Source organism: Pseudomonas sp. BF-B-30, from assembly GCF_019956305.1.
Taxonomy (GTDB): Bacteria; Pseudomonadota; Gammaproteobacteria; order Pseudomonadales; family Pseudomonadaceae; genus Aquipseudomonas; species Aquipseudomonas jessenii.
Map to the genome: position 1 here is coordinate 23,957 of NZ_JAHBDG010000003.1, position 20,290 is coordinate 44,246.

The 20,290-nt window shown below is 57.3% G+C and carries 23 protein-coding genes and 1 pseudogene; 12 read left to right on the top strand and 12 right to left on the bottom strand.

Annotated elements, in window-relative coordinates:
- Positions 1-14: 14 nt before the first annotated feature.
- Entirely contained in the window at positions 15-341 is a 327-nt protein-coding gene (locus tag KGB29_RS01645; protein ID WP_223616198.1) for a hypothetical protein, read from the bottom strand.
- Positions 342-493: 152 nt separating this feature from the next.
- On the opposite strand from KGB29_RS01645, the gene KGB29_RS01650 reads away from it, so the two are divergent.
- On the top strand, positions 494-697 hold the full coding sequence (locus KGB29_RS01650; RefSeq protein ID WP_223616199.1) for a hypothetical protein: 204 nt from the start codon (positions 494-496) through the stop codon (positions 695-697).
- Between the two features lie 131 nt (positions 698-828).
- Entirely contained in the window at positions 829-1,080 is a 252-nt protein-coding gene (locus KGB29_RS01655; RefSeq protein WP_223616200.1) for a hypothetical protein, read from the top strand.
- A 12-nt stretch (positions 1,081-1,092) separates the two neighbouring features.
- Here the strand turns inward: KGB29_RS01655 and KGB29_RS01660 are convergent, their stop codons facing one another.
- A complete protein-coding gene (locus KGB29_RS01660; protein ID WP_223616201.1) occupies positions 1,093-1,641 on the bottom strand; it encodes a hypothetical protein in 549 nt (182 codons plus the stop codon).
- Between the two features lie 160 nt (positions 1,642-1,801).
- On the opposite strand from KGB29_RS01660, the gene KGB29_RS01665 reads away from it, so the two are divergent.
- Positions 1,802-2,494 carry a hypothetical protein gene (locus KGB29_RS01665; protein WP_223616203.1) on the top strand — a complete coding sequence of 231 codons (693 nt, stop codon included), beginning with the start codon at positions 1,802-1,804 and terminating at the stop codon, positions 2,492-2,494.
- A gap of 15 nt (positions 2,495-2,509) precedes the next feature.
- Here the strand turns inward: KGB29_RS01665 and KGB29_RS01670 are convergent, their stop codons facing one another.
- On the bottom strand, positions 2,510-3,433 hold the full coding sequence (locus KGB29_RS01670) for a DNA cytosine methyltransferase (protein WP_223616204.1): 924 nt from the start codon (positions 3,431-3,433) through the stop codon (positions 2,510-2,512).
- A gap of 112 nt (positions 3,434-3,545) precedes the next feature.
- Here KGB29_RS01670 and KGB29_RS01675 point away from each other — a divergent pair, with 112 nt between their 5' ends.
- On the top strand, positions 3,546-3,797 hold the full coding sequence (locus tag KGB29_RS01675; protein WP_223616205.1) for a hypothetical protein: 252 nt from the start codon (positions 3,546-3,548) through the stop codon (positions 3,795-3,797).
- Between the two features lie 75 nt (positions 3,798-3,872).
- Here KGB29_RS01675 and KGB29_RS01680 read toward each other — a convergent pair whose 3' ends face one another.
- On the bottom strand, positions 3,873-4,304 hold the full coding sequence (locus tag KGB29_RS01680; RefSeq protein ID WP_223616206.1) for a hypothetical protein: 432 nt from the start codon (positions 4,302-4,304) through the stop codon (positions 3,873-3,875).
- Between the two features lie 448 nt (positions 4,305-4,752).
- On the opposite strand from KGB29_RS01680, the gene KGB29_RS01685 reads away from it, so the two are divergent.
- The 3 genes from KGB29_RS01685 (at position 4,753) to KGB29_RS01695 (ending at position 6,311) form a co-directional block, all read left to right on the top strand.
- Entirely contained in the window at positions 4,753-5,028 is a 276-nt protein-coding gene (locus tag KGB29_RS01685) for a hypothetical protein (RefSeq protein WP_223616207.1), read from the top strand.
- Between the two features lie 73 nt (positions 5,029-5,101).
- Positions 5,102-5,743: a hypothetical protein gene (locus tag KGB29_RS01690; RefSeq protein WP_223616208.1), complete on the top strand. Its 642-nt coding sequence runs from the start codon at positions 5,102-5,104 to the stop codon at positions 5,741-5,743.
- Between the two features lie 112 nt (positions 5,744-5,855).
- Positions 5,856-6,311 carry a hypothetical protein gene (locus tag KGB29_RS01695; protein WP_223616209.1) on the top strand — a complete coding sequence of 152 codons (456 nt, stop codon included), beginning with the start codon at positions 5,856-5,858 and terminating at the stop codon, positions 6,309-6,311.
- Here the strand turns inward: KGB29_RS01695 and KGB29_RS01700 are convergent.
- Positions 6,308-6,616 (bottom strand): hypothetical protein, encoded by a 309-nt coding sequence (locus tag KGB29_RS01700; RefSeq protein ID WP_223616245.1) that lies wholly within the window; start codon positions 6,614-6,616, stop codon positions 6,308-6,310. The two genes, KGB29_RS01695 and KGB29_RS01700, sit on opposite strands and share 4 nt — an antisense overlap.
- A 281-nt stretch (positions 6,617-6,897) precedes the next feature.
- On the opposite strand from KGB29_RS01700, the gene KGB29_RS01705 reads away from it, so the two are divergent.
- Positions 6,898-7,692 carry a DNA adenine methylase gene (locus KGB29_RS01705; RefSeq protein WP_223616210.1) on the top strand — a complete coding sequence of 265 codons (795 nt, stop codon included), beginning with the start codon at positions 6,898-6,900 and terminating at the stop codon, positions 7,690-7,692.
- Positions 7,693-7,747: 55 nt separating this feature from the next.
- Here the strand turns inward: KGB29_RS01705 and KGB29_RS01710 are convergent, their stop codons facing one another.
- Positions 7,748-8,608, bottom strand: a complete 861-nt coding sequence (locus tag KGB29_RS01710; protein WP_090455545.1) for a TauD/TfdA dioxygenase family protein — start codon at positions 8,606-8,608, stop codon at positions 7,748-7,750.
- Between the two features lie 351 nt (positions 8,609-8,959).
- A complete protein-coding gene (locus KGB29_RS01715; RefSeq protein ID WP_090455543.1) occupies positions 8,960-9,997 on the bottom strand; it encodes an AraC family transcriptional regulator in 1,038 nt (345 codons plus the stop codon).
- Positions 9,998-10,252: 255 nt separating this feature from the next.
- Here KGB29_RS01715 and KGB29_RS01720 point away from each other — a divergent pair, with 255 nt between their 5' ends.
- The 3 genes and pseudogenes from KGB29_RS01720 (at position 10,253) to KGB29_RS01730 (ending at position 12,970) form a co-directional block, all read left to right on the top strand.
- Complete coding sequence (locus tag KGB29_RS01720) at positions 10,253-11,584, top strand: MFS transporter (RefSeq protein ID WP_218543085.1); 1,332 nt, start codon at positions 10,253-10,255, stop codon at positions 11,582-11,584.
- Positions 11,581-11,679, top strand: a pseudogene (locus tag KGB29_RS01725) (DsbA family protein); the annotation flags it as partial. The gene KGB29_RS01720 and the pseudogene KGB29_RS01725, both read left to right, overlap by 4 nt.
- A gap of 280 nt (positions 11,680-11,959) precedes the next feature.
- Positions 11,960-12,970, top strand: a complete 1,011-nt coding sequence (locus KGB29_RS01730; RefSeq protein ID WP_090455539.1) for a YeiH family protein — start codon at positions 11,960-11,962, stop codon at positions 12,968-12,970.
- 308 nt (positions 12,971-13,278) lie between these two features.
- On the opposite strand, the gene KGB29_RS01735 is transcribed toward KGB29_RS01730, so the two are convergent.
- Positions 13,279-14,322 (bottom strand): AraC family transcriptional regulator, encoded by a 1,044-nt coding sequence (locus KGB29_RS01735; protein ID WP_060539964.1) that lies wholly within the window; start codon positions 14,320-14,322, stop codon positions 13,279-13,281.
- 360 nt (positions 14,323-14,682) lie between these two features.
- On the opposite strand from KGB29_RS01735, the gene KGB29_RS01740 reads away from it, so the two are divergent.
- Positions 14,683-15,756 (top strand): alpha/beta hydrolase, encoded by a 1,074-nt coding sequence (locus tag KGB29_RS01740; RefSeq protein ID WP_218543088.1) that lies wholly within the window; start codon positions 14,683-14,685, stop codon positions 15,754-15,756.
- 106 nt (positions 15,757-15,862) lie between these two features.
- Here the strand turns inward: KGB29_RS01740 and KGB29_RS01745 are convergent, their stop codons facing one another.
- The 4 genes from KGB29_RS01745 to KGB29_RS01760 form a co-directional block, all read right to left on the bottom strand.
- Entirely contained in the window at positions 15,863-17,506 is a 1,644-nt protein-coding gene (locus KGB29_RS01745) for a 3-(methylthio)propionyl-CoA ligase (RefSeq protein ID WP_223616212.1), read from the bottom strand.
- Between the two features lie 174 nt (positions 17,507-17,680).
- Positions 17,681-18,160 carry a 2,4'-dihydroxyacetophenone dioxygenase family protein gene (locus tag KGB29_RS01750; RefSeq protein ID WP_218543093.1) on the bottom strand — a complete coding sequence of 160 codons (480 nt, stop codon included), beginning with the start codon at positions 18,158-18,160 and terminating at the stop codon, positions 17,681-17,683.
- Positions 18,161-18,266: 106 nt separating this feature from the next.
- Positions 18,267-19,139, bottom strand: coding sequence for a TauD/TfdA dioxygenase family protein (locus KGB29_RS01755; protein ID WP_208601474.1), 873 nt, complete (start codon positions 19,137-19,139; stop codon positions 18,267-18,269).
- A 780-nt stretch (positions 19,140-19,919) separates the two neighbouring features.
- Complete coding sequence (locus KGB29_RS01760; protein ID WP_060539960.1) at positions 19,920-20,129, bottom strand: hypothetical protein; 210 nt, start codon at positions 20,127-20,129, stop codon at positions 19,920-19,922.
- Positions 20,130-20,290: the final 161 nt, after the last annotated feature.

The following is a 20,290-nucleotide window of genomic DNA, read 5'->3' on the forward strand; positions in this document are numbered from 1 at the left end:
TTTGTCAGAGTGGTTCATGGAGTCACCTCGCGGCGCGCCCACCAGCAGACAGGGCCGTCGTCAGTATCGTGAATCGCCAGACAGAACCAATCCTCGCCTCCGGGGCGGTCAGGCTCCCAGTAGCTGTAATCGGGATCGCCGGATTCGAAGTAGCGCTCAGCGACGGCTTCGTCGGCGTACTCAAGGCTCACCTGCGCAACGGTCAGGCCCTGTTCCGCTACCCAGGCTTTGCACTTTTCACCGTCGCCCTCGTCGAAGTCAGGCATGTCTGGGTGCTGGAACGAACCCATCTCGTCGCGCACGACTGGCGCCGGCTGTATCAATTTGATTTCTTCAGGCATGACTTCGTCCTTGCCGCTATAGCGGCTGACTTTGAAGGGGAGAGGGGAGCTGCCGGTGGTCAGGTCAGATGAATCACGTACCGCGGCCCTACTCCACCGATTGAGAGGCAACCGTTTCTCAATGGCGGTGCTGTCCGCTCAGGGCGCAGATCATGGCATCTATCGACGATTTTAGAATTGATTCACATGAGCTATTAATGGAGCTAGATGCCGCAACAATGGGGATGATGATGCTTGTGTCATCAAAATGCGTCTCAGGCCCTGAGTGGGTTGCAGCAACAAAGCGACAGCACGATGCGTATGAACGGTGGGATGCGTTTATAAATTCTGTAGGCGGGATGGATCCTGATAGTTGAAAGTCTTAGGTGACTCGATGCCGCTATAGCGGCTGACTTTAAGATTGGGGCTGGCAATTTGCCTTAATAGAGCATCTTGCCGAAATGGTTGAAACTATCTGCTGTCGTAGGGCAGCCCACTGGAGAGGGTCATGTCGCACAATCTGGATGCGCCGATCGTTCACGAATACCGTGGGCATCTGTTGTTTATAAAGTTCGATTGGGCAAAGCCCAATGACGATTCACCATTCGCTGCGCATATCCTACAGAGCAGTGAAGTCGCTGGCCTGGCCAACACTGTCGCTGACCTGCCCGGTCCTTGGACTGACTATCAAACCGCGCTTGCAGAGGGATGGCTGCAGCTGAACGCTGGGTCGACAGCCAGTTACCTTGAACAAAGCTGAGATAGATGCGCTTCATGCGGCGACCTGTTGCTGTTGCTGTTGCTGGGGCAGCGCTGCCTGTACGGCCTCGACAACGCGACGCAAGTACGTGAAATCATGGTTTTCTTCGACGGCCTTCCCATCGAGCGGGTAATGCCATTCATCTCCGAATAGCTCGGTCAGCAGCTTGCTGTGATGCCAGCATTCGTTCGAGCTCTCGATACTGCGCAGAACATCGATGTCATGCCAAAGCTCATAGGCTTCACCTTTGCTCAGTTCGCCCAGTTCCCAGTCGTGTCGCCCGGTCTGTTGACGGCGGCGCTGAACGATGCACTTCTTGGCTAGGGTATGGAGCGCGTCACCGCTGAATCGCGTGCTGCTGGTCCCGCGATCCAGGCAGTTCAAAATGTAGTCCCAGCCTAAATCGGCGACGAACTCCGCGACGGTGCGCGACCCCATGCCGCCCCAGTAAGCGCTCCAGCTCTTGTTCCAGCAGTTGATGGTGATCTTGCCCTGGGCGGTCTGGTAGTTCGGGTTGAATTCGGTAGGACAGTCACGACAACCGAAGTCCTCGAGGAACACGGTGATCGGGTCGAGCGCGTGGCGCGCCGGTGATTACCAGCTTCGTGACTGTCGAGCGCTCAACCTTCAGCGGCTCGGCCGGTTTGTTTTCTGTTGGCATGTGGGGACACCTTGATACCTTCACGCGGTATGCTTCAGGCATTTGTTAAAGGAGGGCGTTATGGGCAGGGTGCTGGCAATAATTGGAATCGTTCTTACCGTGGGATACGTTTTTTTTTCCTGGTGGCTGGTAGGCGGTCGAATTCAAACGCTTCAAACCATGGGTTTGAACGAGGTCGGGGATTTCCTTGCAGGTGCGTTTGGCCCTTTGGCAATTCTCTGGCTGGTGTTGGGTTTTTTCCAGCAGGGGATTGAACTTCGTCAAGGGACGGCCGCGCTAAATTTGCAGGCGTCGGAATTGAAGGCTTCGGTTGATCAGCAAAAAGAATTAGTCGGCATATCCACCGATCAGTTAAATATGGCTAAGGCAAACGCAGAGCTTGAGAACAGGCGTCTTGCGTCCTCTATCGAACCAAAATTTTCAATGAATGGTGGCTTCGGTGGACAAAGTTTTGAAGGGCTAACATTTCGTTTTAGGATTTTTAACGGCGGCCACACCATTACTTGCTTTAAAGTAAGTATAGATTCTAAAGATGTATTGAGTTTGGATTTGCTGGGCAATTTGCAGGATACAAGCTTTGTGAGTGTGTTTCCGGGTGGCGCTGATTACTATTCTGGTTCGGTAGTAGTGAGTTATTTGAATGGTCTTGAAGAACCAAAATCGAGAAGATTCAATATCGAGTTGAGTCTTGATGCCGGTCGTCAAAACTGGATCGTTCAAGTCCTACCAAAGAACGGACTTTCCGAGTCCTGAGACAGCTCTTGTCAGTTATGCCGCTACCATTAATGCCTCAATGATTCGTTGCCCTGCTAGTGGCGGAGCCGCGTTGCCGGCCATGTGCATGGTCAGCCGATGATTGTCTGGACGCTTGGTATTGGCCGGAAACGACATCGCTGCTAGCGCCTCATTCGCTGAGAGCATCCGCATCTCGCCACCTCGGACCAATGCCCAGCGGTCGAGCGTGGTGATGGTGCCTATCGGACGGTTGATATCGCGTCCAGTCAGGCCGGAGCCTTTTCCGTAGTAGGGCATGATGAAGCGTTCGCCGAAGCGCTCACGCCCATTGCGCACGCGGTCTAGGGTGGCCTGGGCCCTTCCTAGCTTCTCGATTGGTGACCAGCGGCCGGCGTCAAAGTCGAGGAAGCTGGCGGCTGGCACGTGTTGGTGTCGGTGAAGCTGAAGCATCAGCGGAGCCTTGCTCCGAGTGCAGACCAGAAACAGGCGCACTCGGTGCTGGGGTACGCCGAGATCGGCGCAATCGACAACATGCGGCGCGATCATGTAGCCCAGCGCAGTCATCGCCTGCGACCAGGCGGGATACAAAGTCCAGTCCGTGAACTCTTCGACATTCTCGACCAGCACCACTTCCGGCCGGTGGAACTCGGCGGCCGATACGACAGCCCAGGCTGTCGACCTGGACGCATCGTGCTGCGCGTTGCCCGACTTTTTGCCGCGTGCCTTCGAGTGACCTTGGCAGCATGGCGAAGCCAGCATGATGTCGTGGGCCGGGACCTTCGACCAGTCCGCTTGGTGTAAGTCCTGGCAGATGTGGATGGCTTCCGGGTGATTGGCGCTGTGCCACTCAACCGCAACCGGCCAGTGATTGGCGGCCCAGATAACTTCGATACCGGCATTGCGGGCACCGGTTGACCATCCGCCGAGACCGGCGAACAAATCGATTGCTGTAGGCATTGTGGATCCTCGCCGGCTGGCGTGATTCGTTGAAGTGGGGTAGAACATGGCGTTTTGATGTTGGGCGGGCGCCCGGTGTACTTAATATCAACCAATAAAGTGAGACGTTAGAGTGTTGACAATCAGTGGCGAAGAGGCACAAAAAGTCCGCGATTCCATTGAAAAAATGGAAGAGGAGATGGAAAAATCTGAACCGATCCAGAAACTCCAACGAGTAGCTGCGGCTGTTCGGGTTTGGAGGGCTGGGATGGCCGAAGAGTTGAAAAAAAGAGGATTTGAAAACGTCGCCGATGTCACGGACGCCAAGGTCCTCGCAGAGATCCTCGATGCTGCAGGGCCGATGCCAGATATCGAAAACATTTAAAATGTATCATTGCCTAACCTTTCGGTGGTGCACGGTGTCCGTCAAACAATACGTATAACGGGCAGCGTGGGAGGGTCAGGCAGCGTCGGCTTGAGGCTGCCGGAACACGGGAAGGGTGCCGGTCTGCTCGCGCACAGCCTTCATGCCCGCTTCGTCATAACCCCAGATGTTGCTGTCGTTGAAGCGTTCAGGGCCGAGATAGCCAGGGTGCAGCGGTTCGCCGGTGCAGATGTAGTCCCGAAAAGCCTTGACCATATCCTTCAGCGTGCCGCCATGGGTGAATCCGCGCCACCGGCCGCCCCACACCGTTTCATGGGTGAAGACACGCCTGCCGCTGTAGTCGTCGATAAACCAGACCTTGCCGCGGGCATCGACTTCCATGCTGGCGTAGCGGTTCATAGTCTGACTGAAAAAGAACCGACGTCCGTGGTCGGCGATGATCCGGATTGCCTGGTTGACGTGCTCGACGCGCTGGCGCTTCAAGGCGAGTTTGTTTTCTGTGGGCATGGGGCATCCTATGCCGGGGCATGCCCGGGAGGTGGAGGGATGGATTGGGTCAGCTACAGTTGAGTAATCCGCCAAAAGGAGTTCGTCATGAAGTGCTTAATTTGTGGTGATTCTGCGGCGAGCGCTGATACTGGTGCTGATTACGTGGAGAGAGACTGCCCCGAGTGCGGGCGCTATCGAATCACGGGAACGGCGCTCGCTCTGATGAAAGCCCACGGTTGGCGCTTCGATGTGGATCTGACTCGGAAGTGGATCGCAGAGCACCAAGGCACCGGGTCTATTCCAACAGTCGATTCGCACCCGACAGGCTGCCTGATTGACGTTTAAGGATGGCGGTTTAGGCAGCAAGCTTCTGGTAAAGCTCAATGATGTCCGCTGCGTTGGCTGCGACCAGTGCTTCCGCTGCATCCGGACAAACGCTGTTGCCAAAAGGAAATGAGGTGAAGCTGTGAAAGATCCGTACAAAACGGTTGAGCAACTGACAAAAGCGCTTGAGGCAATGGCTACCGGTGGTAGTGCTCCCCATCGGGTCCATGCTTTGCTCAGTGAGCTACACCCACTTTTGCCTTCTGAGTTTCCGAAAGAAGAGTCTCGATCTCTTTTCGAGAAAATCATTTCGTTCGACGCAAGCCGCTCAGCTATTTCGCTAGATGAGTACGAGCAGTTGTTTCAGTGCGTTTGGGATCTTTACTGGCAGATGTCTGCCAACAGCCAATACAAATAGCCACCGGCTGGCGTGATTCGTTGAAGTGGGGTATTTGTGTTTGCGTAAAAATCAGGGACGGGAAGCGCATCAAATGAAGCGAAGCGATGTAGTTACATTGACGGCCATTGCGGCCGGACTTTTTATGGCCGGAGTAGTGTGGCAACCAGTTTTTGGCGACTACACAAAAACTAAGGATGCCTTGGAGGGTACAAGCTTTCTGGCTACCGCTATTGCTGCTGTGGTGGCGATCCTTACGTTGAATGCGTGGAAATCCCAGTTCAGGCACGCCGAGAGATTTAAATCCCTAAAGGATTTAAAAGACGCTGCGACCGATCTTCATACTCTGCGAGGCTTCCTGTTTTGCGTTGAACGTCGGTGTGCTCACTTGATGCACACAAACGGCGTCCCAAACGAGGAACTGGAGATTGCGGAAGAAACTGCTAAGCAAAAATGGTTGAGTGCCCTGCAGGCATACAATCGCGCATGGAGCACAGCAGTTGTGTTTTTCACTCCACAAGAAGAAAAAAACTTCAGCGGACCGGCAAACATTTTCACCGACAAATACATGGACAACACCATGCGTATCGTCATGTTGTATGCCAATGCGCCGGGCGTCGAAAATTACGGAAACTTCTCCAGCAGTTGCCGAGTGATAACGGATTCTGCAAAAGATCTATATGCAAAAACAGTTTCCGAACTGGAATGGATGCTCAGGCAAAAATATAGAGGATAGGCGCCGCCCTCCGTGACCGGTGGTGGCGATTTGTGGTGGCAATTGAATGTCAAAACCACTAAAAAGGACGTGCTCAGGTCGAGCCTAAGGAAATTCTTTCGGGAGCATTTACATGGATTTCACACAAGACCCAGAAGTGATCACGTCGTATTTAGCGATGGTGAAACGGGATTGGAACAAAGCGAAAGAAAGCTTCGTTGAGCTATCCAAACATTGGGAAAGTCTGGGTAGCGACTTTTTCCCTGGAGTGTCTGTTAATCGATCAGCTGATGGCACCACGGTGACAGGTGAGGTGCTTGGCAAGCACTTCTCTATCAATATCGGGCCTTTGGCTTTCGATAAAGCATGTTTCGCCCAGGTTTTGGTCGAAGTGAAATTCAGTGGAAATGCCCAGTTTGAGGCTGCGAGGTTTCTTTTAAATCGCCGTGGCCAGGTGGTGGACGACGAAGGAGCGGTTCAGATTGACACTGAATCAGGAGAGGGTAGCGTGCGTGTTTTTGCCAGTATCCTCCGTACTGTAATTCAGCAGCCCGCTCCATTGTTGCAAGTGCAAGTTCAGCCTCTCTAATCTTTTCCGAGGCGGAGTGCTTCCCTTTCAAAGGCGAGCTTCAATTTCCGCGACACGTTTTCGGGTATCACGTATTCGTGTCGCGGAGGTTCGAGTAGGGGAAGGGCGCCGCCGGGGCCAAGCCCGTGCAGATGGTGAATCATCAGCGTCATTGCCTCGCCCTGTTCCTCGATGCCGCTCCAGGCCATCAGCTCGGCCAGTGCCTGGCGGGTGCCGGCCATGCAATGGAGCCTGATTTCTTCCTCGCCGCGAGTCTTTCGCCTCGCCGCAGTCTTTGCCGATCGTTCTTTCTGCGCGGCTGCCAGTGGAGTGTAATGGCGGCAAGGAAGGCAAGGCCAAGGCCTCCGGCAAGTCGCAGAAAGTCGTGCTTGAAGTAGCCGATTGATTGCCCGGGCGCGTGAGTCGGCCCGAGTCAGAAGTTTCAAAAATTAAAGTAAAAGGAGCGGCCAGTCTGGATGCGTCAACATCCAGCCTGGCCACCGTCCCCGCAGATTGTCCCTGCAAGTCCCGCCAAGGCTCCTGCTCTGTGCACAAAGCAGAGCGAGCCTAGCACCTGTTTATTTATACAGTAAAGGTCTTGCTATCTATGTCTTCACCCATCATCCCTTGGATGGGCGGCAAACGCCGTCTGGCCGATCGCCTCATTCCGCTGTTTCCACCCCACGAATGCTACGTCGAAGTCTTTGCCGGCGGCGCCGCGTTGTATTTCATGCGACCTCAGGCGGCACCGGTGGAAGTCCTCAACGACATCAATGGCGAACTGGTGACGCTGTATCGCGTGGTACAGAACCACCTCGAAGAATTCGTGCGCCAGTTTAAATGGGCGCTCAGCTCACGGCAGGTGTTCGAGTGGCAGAAGATGACCCGCCCGGAAACCCTTACCGACATCCAGCGCGCCGCGCGATTTTTTTACCTGCAGCATCATGCCTTCGCCGGTAAGGTCTCCGGGCAGACGTTCGGTACCGCGACCACCGGCCCGGCCATCAATCTCTTGCGTATCGAAGAAAACCTTTCCGCTGCGTGGCAACGTCTGTCCGGCACCTACGTGGAGAACCTGCCTTGGCTGGAATGCGCCGAGCGCTATGATCGGGCTCACACCTTCCACTACATGGACCCGCCGTACTGGCAGACCGCCGGCTATGGCGTGGATTTTCCGTTTGAGAACTATGAACGCATGGCCGACTTCATGCGCCGCTGCAAGGGCAGGGTGATGGTCAGCATCAACGACCACCCGGACATCCGTCGAGTGTTCGAAGGCTTTCATTTTGAGACGCTGGACATCCGCTACACCACGACTAACCAGCGGCAGGGCAAGGCCGAGGTCAGTGGCGAACTGGTGATCATGAACTGGGAACCCGCTGCATTGGGAGGACTGTTTTGACGTGACAGCTATCCAAAAGGAGACTCTCAGAGGCGTCTCCTTTGGACCGTTTTACTTATCTGTAGGGTTTGTCGCCGATAATGGCCGCGCGCTCCATCTTGCGATGGCAAGGCGGATAGTCCATCACTGCATAGTGCTGGGTGCAGCGGTTGTCCCAAATCGCCACGCTGTTTTTCTTCCAGCGCCAACGGACTTGATACTCGGGGTTGTAGGCCTGGCTAATCAAGTACTTCAGCAGGTCAACGCCTTTTTGGTTGTAGTCCTGACCGACACGCACACGTCCCTGGCTGTGGTAGTTCACGAAGTGCGTAGCGTAGGCATTGACGAACAACACCTTCTCGCCCGTTTCGGGATGGGTACGCACCACCGGATGCTCGGCATCCGGGTATTGCGCCTTCATCGCAAGGCGCTTCTCCTTTGGCATGGCGGCGGCAAAGGAGGAATTGAAGCTGTGGTTGGCGATCAGGCTGTCGATTTCCTGCTTCACATCTATGGGCAGATTGTCATACGCCAGCACCATGTTGGCCCACATGGTGTCGCCACCGGTCGGTGGACATTCGATGCAACGCAGTACAGCGCCCATCGGAGGCGATTCACGCCAGGTGGCATCGCAGTGCCAGGCATTCTCGTAGCGATCCGCCGGATTCTCCGGGGTCTTGTAGATTTGTACGAGACCAGAGGCCTCCGGATGGCTGGGGAGCATCGGGTGGGTTTCAAGCTGGCCGAGACGCATGGCAAATGCTTCGTGGTCCTTGCGTGAGAGTTTGTCCAGATCCTGGTCGCGCAGGAATAGCACCTTGTATTTCAATAGCGCTGCATAAACTTCGTTGAACAACCCGTCATCGCGCACTGCGTCGCCAAGATTCACATTGTGCAGTTCCGCGCCGATGGCACAGGTCAGTTGTTCGACTCGCATGGCGTCTCCATTTCGATGGTTTATGGCCGGACCGTAGGCGGGGCAGGTGACATCGTGCCTTGATGTACGGCGGCGCTTATTATTGTTGATCCAAACTGTTCGGGTGCGCAGGGGGGATTTGTGTATCCGAAGATCTTTCTAGCCCAATCAGCAGAGCGGGGGCCGCAATCGATATTAACTGGACCGAGAGCGATAACCTTTGCATTGCAGGACAATTTGTTGGCGTATTGGGACGCTGTAAGTGCGTTGCGGCGCAATGGGTAACGTCAGATACGTCGAAGATGTGACAGGTTCAGGCAAGATGCCCGGCCAGCAGGCTAGTGAGTCGGCCAACCTTACCTCTCGTTCTATTTATTCAGGCGATAAGGGCTCGGACGTCGCCTTGCTCTCTCTGTAGGAGGCGGCCCAAGCCGAAGGTGTCTTGCCGAACTGGCTGCGGAACCACCGTGAAAAATCACCGGCCGTGGAAAAGCCGAGCAGTTCGGCCACCTCATAAAATCGGCGTTTGCTGTTGGCCAAATACTCTTCGGCGAGTTCAGCCCGTACAGTGTTGATGATCGTTGTGACACTCTCACCCTCAGTTGCCAGGTGGCGGTTAAGGGTGCGTCGATGCATGCCAAGATGCTGGGCAACCGCATCGACAGAACACAGTCCGCTTGGCAGCAGCATCTTGACGATCTGACGTACCCGCTGCGTCGGCTCGTCGCGCAGGTTAGCCAACTGCATGTCCAGTGATCGCTTCACTTCGCGATGCAGCGCCGGGTCCGCCTCAGGTATGGCCATATCCAAATCGCCCCCGCGGCAAACGATGGCATTGAATTCCTGAGAGAACTCGATCGAGGTTCCCAACACACGGTGGTGTACTTCAAGGCTGGGGGGAGGTTCGTGAGTAAAACTGACCCTTACCGGCCGGAAGGTATAACCGCTCAGAATGCACAACGTGCGCAGGATAATTCCGGTTGCTTGTTCAATCGCTTGGCGCCAGACGCCATGATGGCCCTGCATGTTCACCCCCACATGCAGCAGGGTCAGATCGCCCACATCCTCAAGCCACAATTGCACACCGGCGTTATGCAGTCGCGTATAGCGAAAGCAAGATTGCAAGGCGGCGCGCAGTGTTGGCTCTTCGCGGATAAGCAGCGCCAGCATGCCAAAGTTGGAAAGGTGTCTCTTTTCGGCGAGCAGCAGACCGAAAGCTTCCTGACCGGACAATCGGGCTGACTCCTCCAGCAGCCACCCGACCGAATCGCTACTGATCATGATATTCGGATCGTCGAGGGCACTGGCCGGCAGCTTGGCCATCCGCAGCATACGAAAAGGATCGAGCCCCTCTGAACGGGCAACCTGTTCATAGTTGGTAAGGCTGGCACTCCGCGTCAGGGTATACATGATTTCCCTCGTGTCCCAATTTCGCAAGATTGAGTCCTGCGAAGCTTAGTGCAGGATGCCCCGTCAAAGCTACCTTCAGGCTTCCGAAAATAGAGAGCGGAAGGTAATGGATACGCGCTAGAACCTACTGCGGTTCAACAGCACGGCCCTTGGTCATGGGGATGCTCACGCGTGTGGGCATTGAAGTCACTTTCGTAAGCCGTAGCGGCTACACGCTTGATAACAACAATAAAACAACCACATTGAGGAGGCTGCATGGCCTTTCACCCAATCGCCGCCGACGATGACGACTCCGGTGGAGTCGGCGTTGCGCGTAAATATGCCTGGATTGTCTTCGCGCTGACGTTCGGCCTGTTGATTTCCGATTACATGTCACGCCAAGTGCTCAACGCGGTGTTCCCGCTGCTCAAGAGCGAGTGGGCGTTGAGCGACGGCCAGCTCGGTCTGCTCAGCGGCGTCGTTGCCCTGATGGTTGGCCTGCTGACGTTCCCTCTGTCGTTGATGGCCGACCGCTTCGGCCGGGTCAAGAGCCTGGCGTTGATGGCGCTACTCTGGAGCCTGGCGACCCTGGGCTGCGCGGTGGCGCAGGACTACCAGCAGATGTTCATCGCGCGCTTTATGGTCGGTGTCGGTGAGGCGGCTTACGGCAGCGTCGGCATCGCCGTGGTGATCTCGGTGTTCCCCAAACATATGCGCGCCACCCTGGCCAGTGCTTTCATGGCCGGTGGCTTGTTTGGTGCCGTGCTGGGCATGGCGTTGGGCGGTGCTATCGCGGCCAAGCTGGGCTGGCGCTGGTCGTTCGCCGGCATGGCTCTGTTTGGCCTGGTGCTGGCGGTGCTCTATCCGCTGATCGTCAAGGAAGCACGCATTGCGCCACAACGTGCCACGCAGATTGCGAACAAGACGGTTGCCGCGGTCAAGCGTCCGCTGCGCACTTTGTGGTCCAGCCATTCGGTGATCGCCACGTACGTGGGTAGCGGTTTGCAGCTATTCGTCGGCGGTACGGTGATGGTTTGGATTCCCAGCTACCTCAACCGCTACTACGACATGCACACCGACAAGGCCGGCGGCATGGCGGCGCTCATCGTGTTGTGCAGCGGTGTGGGGATGATTCTGTGCGGCATGCTCAGCGATCGCCTGTGTCGCCACTCACCGGAGCGCAAGGTCAGCCTGGCCATCGCCTTTTGTCTGGGCAGTTGTCTGTTGCTGTCGGCAGCCTTTGCCTTGCAGGCGGGGCCGGTGCAACTGCTGCTGATCTGCCTGGGCATGCTGATTGCCACCGGCACCACCGGCCCTAGCGGCGCGATGGTTGCCAACCTGACCCATTACTCGGTGCACGGCACGGCCTTCGCCACGCTGACCCTGGCCAACAACCTGCTGGGGTTGGCACCGGGGCCGTTCATCACCGGTCGGCTGTCCGACCTCATCGGTTTGCATGCCGCGTTTCAACTGGTGCCGCTGGTCAGCCTCGCGGCAGCGGCGGTGTTCTTTTATGCCAAGTGTCATTACCACAGAGATATCGCCCGGCTTCAGGGGCAGAGCGTGCCTGACCCTGTCAGTGAAGCCGGGTTAGAGGTGAGGTTGTGAGTCGTCGTTTACGTATTGATGTGTTTTTCGATTTCTTTTGCCCCTGGTGCCTGATCGGCGAGCGCCAACTGGAACACTCGCAGGTACAGTTTCGACGTGCCTAGTGTGCAGTTCGGCCGGCAGAGGACGGTGGTGGGTTCACGACCCCCCGATGCGCTGCTGGCCTCCATGAGCGAAGCGCTGCGCGAAAGTGATCGCGAGCGGTAACTGGCATGCCCGGCTCATTCCTGTACCTGCTGACAAAAGCCCGCCGGCCGGGGGCCATACAAAGAGCGGCTATCTGTTCATTTCCACCCAACTCAAAGTCAATAACCACCCGGCCACGATCATCGATGGCCAGGCGTTCATTGCCACCTTTTTCGAGGAGTCCGCGCCATGAGCGCTATTGCTCTAACCCGCATCCAAACCCGCACACGCGAATTGGTACCGGGCTTTATAGTCAGCCTGATCGTGGCCGCCGCCGCCTCGTTTTTGTCCGAGCACTACGGCGCACCGGTCATGTTGTTCGCCTTGTTGCTGGGCATGGCCTTGAATTTTCTTGCCGACGACGGTCCCTGCAAAGTCGGCGTCGAGTTCACCGCCCGCACGGTACTGCGCATCGGCGTCGCTCTGCTGGGCATGCGCATCACCCTGGAACAAATGGCGGCACTGGGCTGGAAGCCGATGGTACTGGTGGTGATCTTGGTGGTGTTGACCATCGCTGCCTCGGTGATCGCCGCGAAGTTTCTGGGTTTCTCGCGGCTGTTTGGCATGCTCACCGGTGGCGCCACGGCCATCTGCGGCGCATCGGCAGCCTTGGCACTGGCGGCGGCGTTGCCGAACCATCCGCAGAAAGAGCGCGCGACCCTGTTCACGGTGATCGGCGTGTCGGCGTTGTCCACCCTGGCGATGATCGTCTATCCAATGATTGCCAACTGGTTCTCGTTGTCGCCACAGATCGCCGGGGTGTTCCTCGGCGCCACCATCCACGACGTCGCCCAAGTGGTCGGTGCTGGGTACGGCATGTCAACCGAGACCGGTGACACGGCCACGGTGGTCAAGCTGATGCGCGTTGCCATGCTCCTGCCGGTGATCGTCACCGCGGCCATGATCACCCGCATGCAAGGCGCTGACCCGACCGGCCAGCGCCCACCGCTGCTGCCATGGTTCGCCGTGGGCTTTCTGATTCTGGCCTGCATCAACAGCACCGGCTGGATCGCTCCGGCGGTGCAAGGCGGGGTCAATGAGTTGTCGCGCTGGTGCCTGGTGATTTCCATCAGTGCCCTGGGCATGAAGACTCGGCTCAAGGAGCTGGCGGCGGTCGGCATCAAACCGATCCTGCTGATGGTCGGTGAGACGGTGTTCTTGGTCGTGCTGGTACTGCTGTTGCTGCACTGGGGCCTCTGAAAACAGGCTTCACTCAGGTTTATGGCAGGGCTTCACTGGGCTGGCTCCTCGTTACAGTGAAGCTCACCACCGGTGCCACAAACATCGGTTTTTTGCGGCGACTGTACCAGCAGTCGCCGTTTTTTTTGGTTCATCACGAATGGTCGGGAAAGACGCGATCTACTTGAAAAAGAATTCGCAATACTCATATCACGCACAAGAACGCCGATTTGTCAGATGTGTTTGCTCGCACGAACATCATCAGTCAAATCGGCGCTGTTGTTTCTGAGTTTCCCGCAATTGCGTGAAAAACCTTTTTTGCCTTGTACTCAGAAGGATTTAGGGACTGCGGCACTCTCTGCGCAGAGACCGGACTGTTTCTGCGCGCTGCGCCACGCCGCCGGTGGCATGCCGAACTGGTTGATGAACCAGCGGGTAAAGGAGCTGGCCATGGAGAAGCCGAACATGTCGGCGATGCGGCTCATCGAGTTGTTCGGGTTCTCCAGATAACGCAGAGCCAGGTCGCGGCGCACGTCATTGATCAGGTCGTTGAAGGCACAGCCGTCGTCCTGCAGACGGCGTTGAAAGGTACGCACGTTCATGCCCTGTGACAGGGCGATCTGCTCTAGGGTGGCGCGCCCCATGGGCAACAACAGGTAGATGGCCTTGCGCACCTCGAACAGCATCGAGGTGCTTTCATCGCCCTGCAACGAATCGATGTAGTCTTGGGCATAACGGGCCATGGACGGGTCGGCATTGGGATTGATCATATCGAGACTGGCTTCGGAGCAAACGATGCCGTTGAATTCGCTGCCGAATTCCAGATTGCAGCCGAACAGGCGCTGATGCAGGTGCAGGCTGTCTGGCGGCTGGTGCATGAAGTTGACGCTGTAGGGGCGCCACTTCGAGCCGAGCAGTGTCGAGCACAAGCGGAACAGCACGCCAATGACCAGCTCCGTGGCTTGGCGATTGGGCAGCAGTGTCTCGGTGACCATCACTGCACGAATGATCACCATCCTGCCGGCCTCTTCAACGAAGATTCCCAGGGAATCGTTCATCAGATGACGGTAGCGCTCCATCACCTGCAAGGCGTCGCGCAGGGTGCGCTGTTGGCTGAGCAGCAGGCTGACTACACCGAGGTCCGAAAGCTGGCGTGACTCGGCCATGCGCAGGCCGAAGGTCTGGCAATCGCTGGCGGCGGCCGAATCTTCCAGCAGACGTACGGCGGCATCGATGGGAATGCGGTATTCAGGGGCTTGCAGCTGAGCCTTGTTCAGGCCGGCAACTGCCAGCACGTCACGCGGGTTGAATCCCAGGTCCTGGGTGACTTCCAGGTATTTGGTCAAGACGGCGGCGCGAACAAGCTTGGGCATGTATAGGATCTCCCTCGGCCGATGGCGGCGTTTCTTTTTTCATCGAAGATGTATTGAACGAGAAGAAGGCGCTTGTGGAAGTACTGATAGCGCTAGCGATCTTCAACCTTGGTCTGGCGTAGTGCAGAGCAGGAAGCGCGGTCCCATTGTAGGGAACACGAGCGCGGCGTTATGGGCATGGCGGGATAATTTCTTTGCATACTGGGACACTACCGGCGAGCCAAGAATGGCGGCGGCAGAAGCAGCTCTATAGTCTTTCGCTCTGTCCCAACTTCACAATATTGTGTCCTGTTAAGCTCAGTGCGGGGCACCCTCTCAGAGCTACCTTCAAGCCCACAACTAATAAGATGGAGGTAGATAATGGATACGCGCACTTCAATGCGTATCGGTCAGCCGCTCGCTGCAATGGCGCAGGTGGATGCCGACGATCCTGATGCATTCAACCACTGCTTTGCCGACGTCAACGGCATCCGCATGCACTACATCGACGAGGGCCAGGGCTCGCTCGTCATCCTGCTGCACGGCTTCCCCTACCTCTGGTACATGTGGCGGCGCCAGATCGTGGCATTGACCAAGGCCGGCTATCGGGTTGTGGTGCCCGATCAACGCGGGTTCGGGCAATCGGAGCGCCCCGATGCCATCGAAGCCTATGACATGAGCCAGTCCGTCGGCGACATGGTGGGTTTGATGGCGGCCCTGGGCGAAACCTCTGCGGTGATCATCGGCCACGACCTGGGTGCCTGGGTAGCCCAGGCGGCCGCCATGTTACGCCCGGATCTGTTCAGTGGCCTGGTAATGCTCAATACCCCGGTACCGCCGCGGGGCAAGGTCAAGCCAACCGTGGGCTTGCAGGCCATGGCGAAAGGCCGGGTCTACCACCACCTGTATTTCCAGCAGCTCACCAAGCCGGATCGCGAGCTGGCCGCTGATCCGCGCAGGACCTTGAGCAGCGTCTTCTACTCGATCTCCGGCAGCGCCGTGGGAGACGAACGCTGGCGTCTGTTTGTCGAGGCCGGTGAGCCGATTCTCAACGCCTTTACCGAGCCGAAGGGAGCGTTCCCGTCCTGGCTGAGCCCGCGGTCGCTCGACTACTACGTCGCCGAGTACACGCGCACGGGGTTTACCGGTGCCCTGAACTACTACCGCTGTCGCGACCGCAACTGGGAAATCACCGCGTTTCTCGACGGCGCGAAGGTCAACCAGCCAAGCCTGTTCATCGGTGGTGCTGCCGACCCTTCCCTGGAGCCGGTGGAAATCCGCAGCCTCTACGACCAGATGGACGCCTACCTGCCCGCTTTGCGCAAAAAGGTGCTGCTACCCGGTGTAGGCCATAGCGCCGCAGAGGAAAGCCCGGCTCTGGTCAACGAATTGCTGTTGGAGTTTCTCGAGCAGTTGATGTCCGGCGACCCGGCCTCTGAGCCAGCGGCTGGCTAAACCCCTTGATAGCGGAAATGCAAAGGCAGGGCGAACGCTACCGGCATCTGCCGTAACGTCCGCCCTGCCTTTGCACATGGACAGGGCTGGATTTGTTCCTTGTTACTCAGCTGGCAGCCTTGACCAGCAGATGATCGCCGAACTGCTCGCGCAGGCGGTTCTTCAACACCTTGCCCGTAGCGCCCAGTGGAATCGTGTCGACGAAGACCACATCATCCGGCGTCCACCACTTGGCAATCTTGCCGTCATAAAAGGCCAGCAGATCTTCCCGGGTCAGGGCTGCCTGCGCTTTCCTGACGATGATCAGCAAGGGCCGTTCATCCCACTTCGCGTGTTTCGCGGCGATGCAGGCCGCCTGGGCGACTGAGGGATGGCTCAGGGCAATGTTCTCCAGATCGATCGAGCCGATCCACTCGCCACCCGACTTGATCACATCCTTGCTGCGATCGGTGATCTGCATGAAGCCATCGCCATCGATGGTCGCTACATCGTCGGTGGGAAACCAGGTCTGGCCGGCGTGTTCGAGCAGCGGCGAACAGTCGCTTTCATTTCTGAAATAGTCGCGTACCACCCAGGGGCCACGCACCATCAGGTCACCCGAGGTCGCGCCGTCCCAAGGCAGTTCCAGGCCGTCCGCGCCGACGATCTTCATGTCGACGCCAAACACTGCGCGGCCTTGTTTGGACTGCACTGCATTACGCTCTTCCGGGGGCATGCCAAGGTGCCTGGCCTTGAGGGTGCCAATGGTGCCGATCGGGCTCAATTCCGTCATCCCCCAGACGTGCAACACCGCCACGCCGTAGGTCTCCTGAAACTTGTGCAGCATTGCCGTGGGACAGGCTGCACCGCCAATGATGGTGCGTTTCATGCTGGAGAAAGGCTCGCCGGTTTGCTCCAGATGCCCGAGCAGCCCTTGCCAGACCGTGGGTACGCCAGCAGAGAGGGTCACCTGCTCCGCTTCGAGCAGTTCGAACAGCGATTTGCCGTCCAGCGCAGGGCCGGGAAATACCAGCTTGGCCCCGACCATGCACGCGATGTACGGGAGCCCCCAGGCGTTGACATGGAACATGGGCACAACCGGCAGGATGACGTCGCGCGCCGAACAGTTCAGGGCATCCGGCAGCGCGGCGGCATAGGTGTGCAGCAGCGAAGAGCGATGACTGTACAGCACACCTTTCGGGTTGCCCGTGGTGCCGGAGGTGTAGCAGAGCGTGCAGGCGGCATCCTCGTCGAGATCAGGCCAGGCGTAATCGCAGGCGCCCTGTTGCAGCAGATCTTCATAGCACAGTAGGTTGTCGATACCGGTGTCTGTCGGCAGGTGATCGGTCATGGCGATGAACGCCTTGACCGTTGGGCAGCGGCCAGCGATGAGTTTGATCAGCGGCAGGAAGCTCATGTCGAAGAAGATGTACTGGTCTTCGGCATGATTAGCGATGTAGGCCACCTGATCTTCATGCAGGCGCGGGTTGATGGTGTGCACGATGGCACCCATCCCGCCAATGCCGTAGTACAACTCCAGGTGACGATAGCCGTTCCAGGCCAGCGTACCGATCCGGTCGGCGGGCTGGACACCCAGGCTGGTCAGCGCGCTGGCCATCTGGCGCGCGCGACGGTGGCAGTCCCGGAAGGTGTAGCGATGGATATCGCCCTCCACCCTGCGGGACACGATCTGCGTATCGCCGTGATGGCGGTCGGCGTGCTCTATGAGCGAGGAAATCAACAGCTGCTTGTGCATCATCAAGCCATGCATGGCATCGCTCCGTTCGAAAGTCTGTGATCGGGGAGCGGACAGGGCCCTCTGTCAGATTCCACGTCAAGACCGCGAACCGGGACAGCCTGTTTTCCTCCCCTGGATTTTTGCGATCAGGCTACTTTCCCGGCCCCCCTTGAATCGAGGGATACCGGGAGTTCTCCTGGAACCGGATCAGTTGAATGCCGTGAGGTCTTTCGGCGCGATGTCATGCTGTTCGCAATAGTCAAGATAACGCTTGAGCCCGGACTTCCAGTTTTCGAGCGCGACTATGTTGTCGTTCTCATCCAGAAACGCAAGATCGCCATTGACCTGAACCAGCGTGAGCACATAGCCGTCGCCATTTCCGGTGCTGACGACTTCTGGGGTGTGAGTCGATCCGGCGGTCTCGTACACGATGCTGCCCGGGCCGGCGACCCATTCATGCTCCTTGTATTTCCACTGGCCTTCGAAGGTGTAGACCATCACCGTACCCGTGTGGTGGTGCTTGGGCAGTTGCATGTCGATCGGCGCCTTCATCATGACGATCCATTCGCCACGGATCGGGTCGAGCTTGAAGTACTTGAGCAGGACGTTATCGGCATAAGGGGTAAACGGAATCCAGGGCAGGGATTCGCCATCGATGACGGCGGTGTCGACGAGTTCGTAGAGCATAGGTGTCTCCGTTGATTGTTGTTTTGATCGGGAATTTTTCGGCGGCCGGGATCGTCCGACCATCACGGATGGTCGGGTGCCCGGGCTGTCTGTCTGGCAGTCAGGGTCAGGTCAGCGGGGTTCCCGCCAAGGTTGCGCGCAGCATCTTCCGTGGCGCGTTGCCGTAGTCAGCCACGGCGTAGTGTTGGATTTGCAGGTTGTCCCACATGGCAACGGTGTTGGTGCGCCACTTCAGGCGAACCTGGTATTCCGGGATGGCGGCCTGGGAGATCAGGTAGTTCATCAGGTGATGAGCCTCGGGCATGAAGTCCTGGCCGTAGCGGATGTCCTCGAAGTTGAAGAAGTTCGAGAAATGGGTGGTGAATGCGGAATTGACGAACAGCACCTTCTCGCCGGTCTCGGGATGCACAAGCACTACCGGATGCTCGGCGCCGGGCGTCTTCAGGGCCATCGCGTGACGTTCTTCGCGTGGCAACTGGGCGCCAAAGGTCTGCTCGGCACCGTGCTTGGCATACAAGCCATCGATCCGTTGCTTGATGCTTTCGGGCAGCTTTTCGTAGGCCATCACCATGTTGGAAAACAGCGTATCGCCGCCGGTCTCCGGACCCAGTTCGCAGCGCAATACCGCACCGCGGGGCGGCGCCTGCTTGTAGGTGACATCGGCATGCCAGAGGTTTTCGCGACTAGCTTTTTCCACATAGCTCTTGGGCTTGCTCGGATCGAGATTGCGGTACAGCATCAGCAGCTTGTCCGCCTCCGGATGGCTCGGCGCCAAGGGATGGGCTTCCAGTTCGCTGAATTGCGCGGCGAAGTGCTGTTGCTCCATTGGGGTGATGTTCTGGTCGCGAAAGAACAACACTTTGTGCTTGAGCCACAGCTCCCGGATTTGCGCGATCAGTTCTGGATCTTGGGCAGCGTCGACAAGGCTGACGTTGCTGAGCTCGGCGCCGATGGCGGGTGTGCAAAGCTCTACCTTGATCGAATGCTGTCGCACCGACGACCGGATGATGGCCGGTGCCGAGGGCGATGCTGGTGAAGGGGTGTTTTGGATGTCGGCGATTTTTGTCATTGTTGTCTCCAATCCGTGCTTGTACGGCGATGCGCAAGATGTGCATCCGGTATAGGTAACAGGCCCCCGCTGATGGCAGAGGTACTGGTCCTATAGTAGATATCTCGGGCACGAGACTATGGGCGCGGCGGGACAGTTTATTAGCATGTTGGGACGGTGCGTCGGGACCACGGACATTAGCTGATTAATGTCCACGCACCGGCGCAGTTTTGCCTGCTGGGACGGAATTTCTAGAGATGGACGGAGGAGTGCATATCGTGAGGAGCATCGAGGGCGTCGAAAATCCACGCAATATGGCTGATCAGGAGCACTAAAAAGCATGTGAGCGGTCGCCGGGCTTCGCTTTTATGCGAGAGGCCTTGGGGGCTGCCTAGTTCTCCAGTTGTAAAAGGCTCAATCCGAAAGTGATTGGTCAAACTGGCCGCGGAACCACTGCGACATCTAGTGTTTTCATCAAAGGACTTTGAGGTTCCCAAAAAAATCGAACGTCAGCTTCTGGCCGATTCTGTTGAAAAAGTACGGCTTGGTTCTCACGACAGAAAAGTACGCGTCTGAGATTGAATTTCTTGCTTTCAGCAGAGGTGTCCAGACTCGGATTTTACGTAGCAGCGGGCAAAAAATGTGTTTTTACCCGTCAATATTCGAGCGGTTGAGAAAACCGACTTTTTCAACAGAATCGGCCGGTAGCGGTCACTCCGGCGCCATCATCACCGCGAGCGTCATCTTGATAAATTCCTCATTCTTGTCGATAGCTTCAAGGGCGCCGCGCACATTGTCGGCGACATCGGCCGATCCGCGCTGCTCGACCCAGCTCGAAAGCTCCAGGATAGCGGCTTCAAGGGCAAGCTGGTTTTCGTTGATCTTGAACAGCAGGGAAGGGAGCAGGTCAGAGTTTGGCATCGCGAATCCTCCGTGGAGTTTTCAGCGTAGCAGTGGGGATGAGGAGTGATGCTTGGTTGGCAGGACGCCGGAGCAGGGCTATGCGCAAAACCACCGCTACAGGCCACGGTTTACCGTTTGCATAAGCACAAAAAAACGGATGTTTTGCCACCCTGAATAGG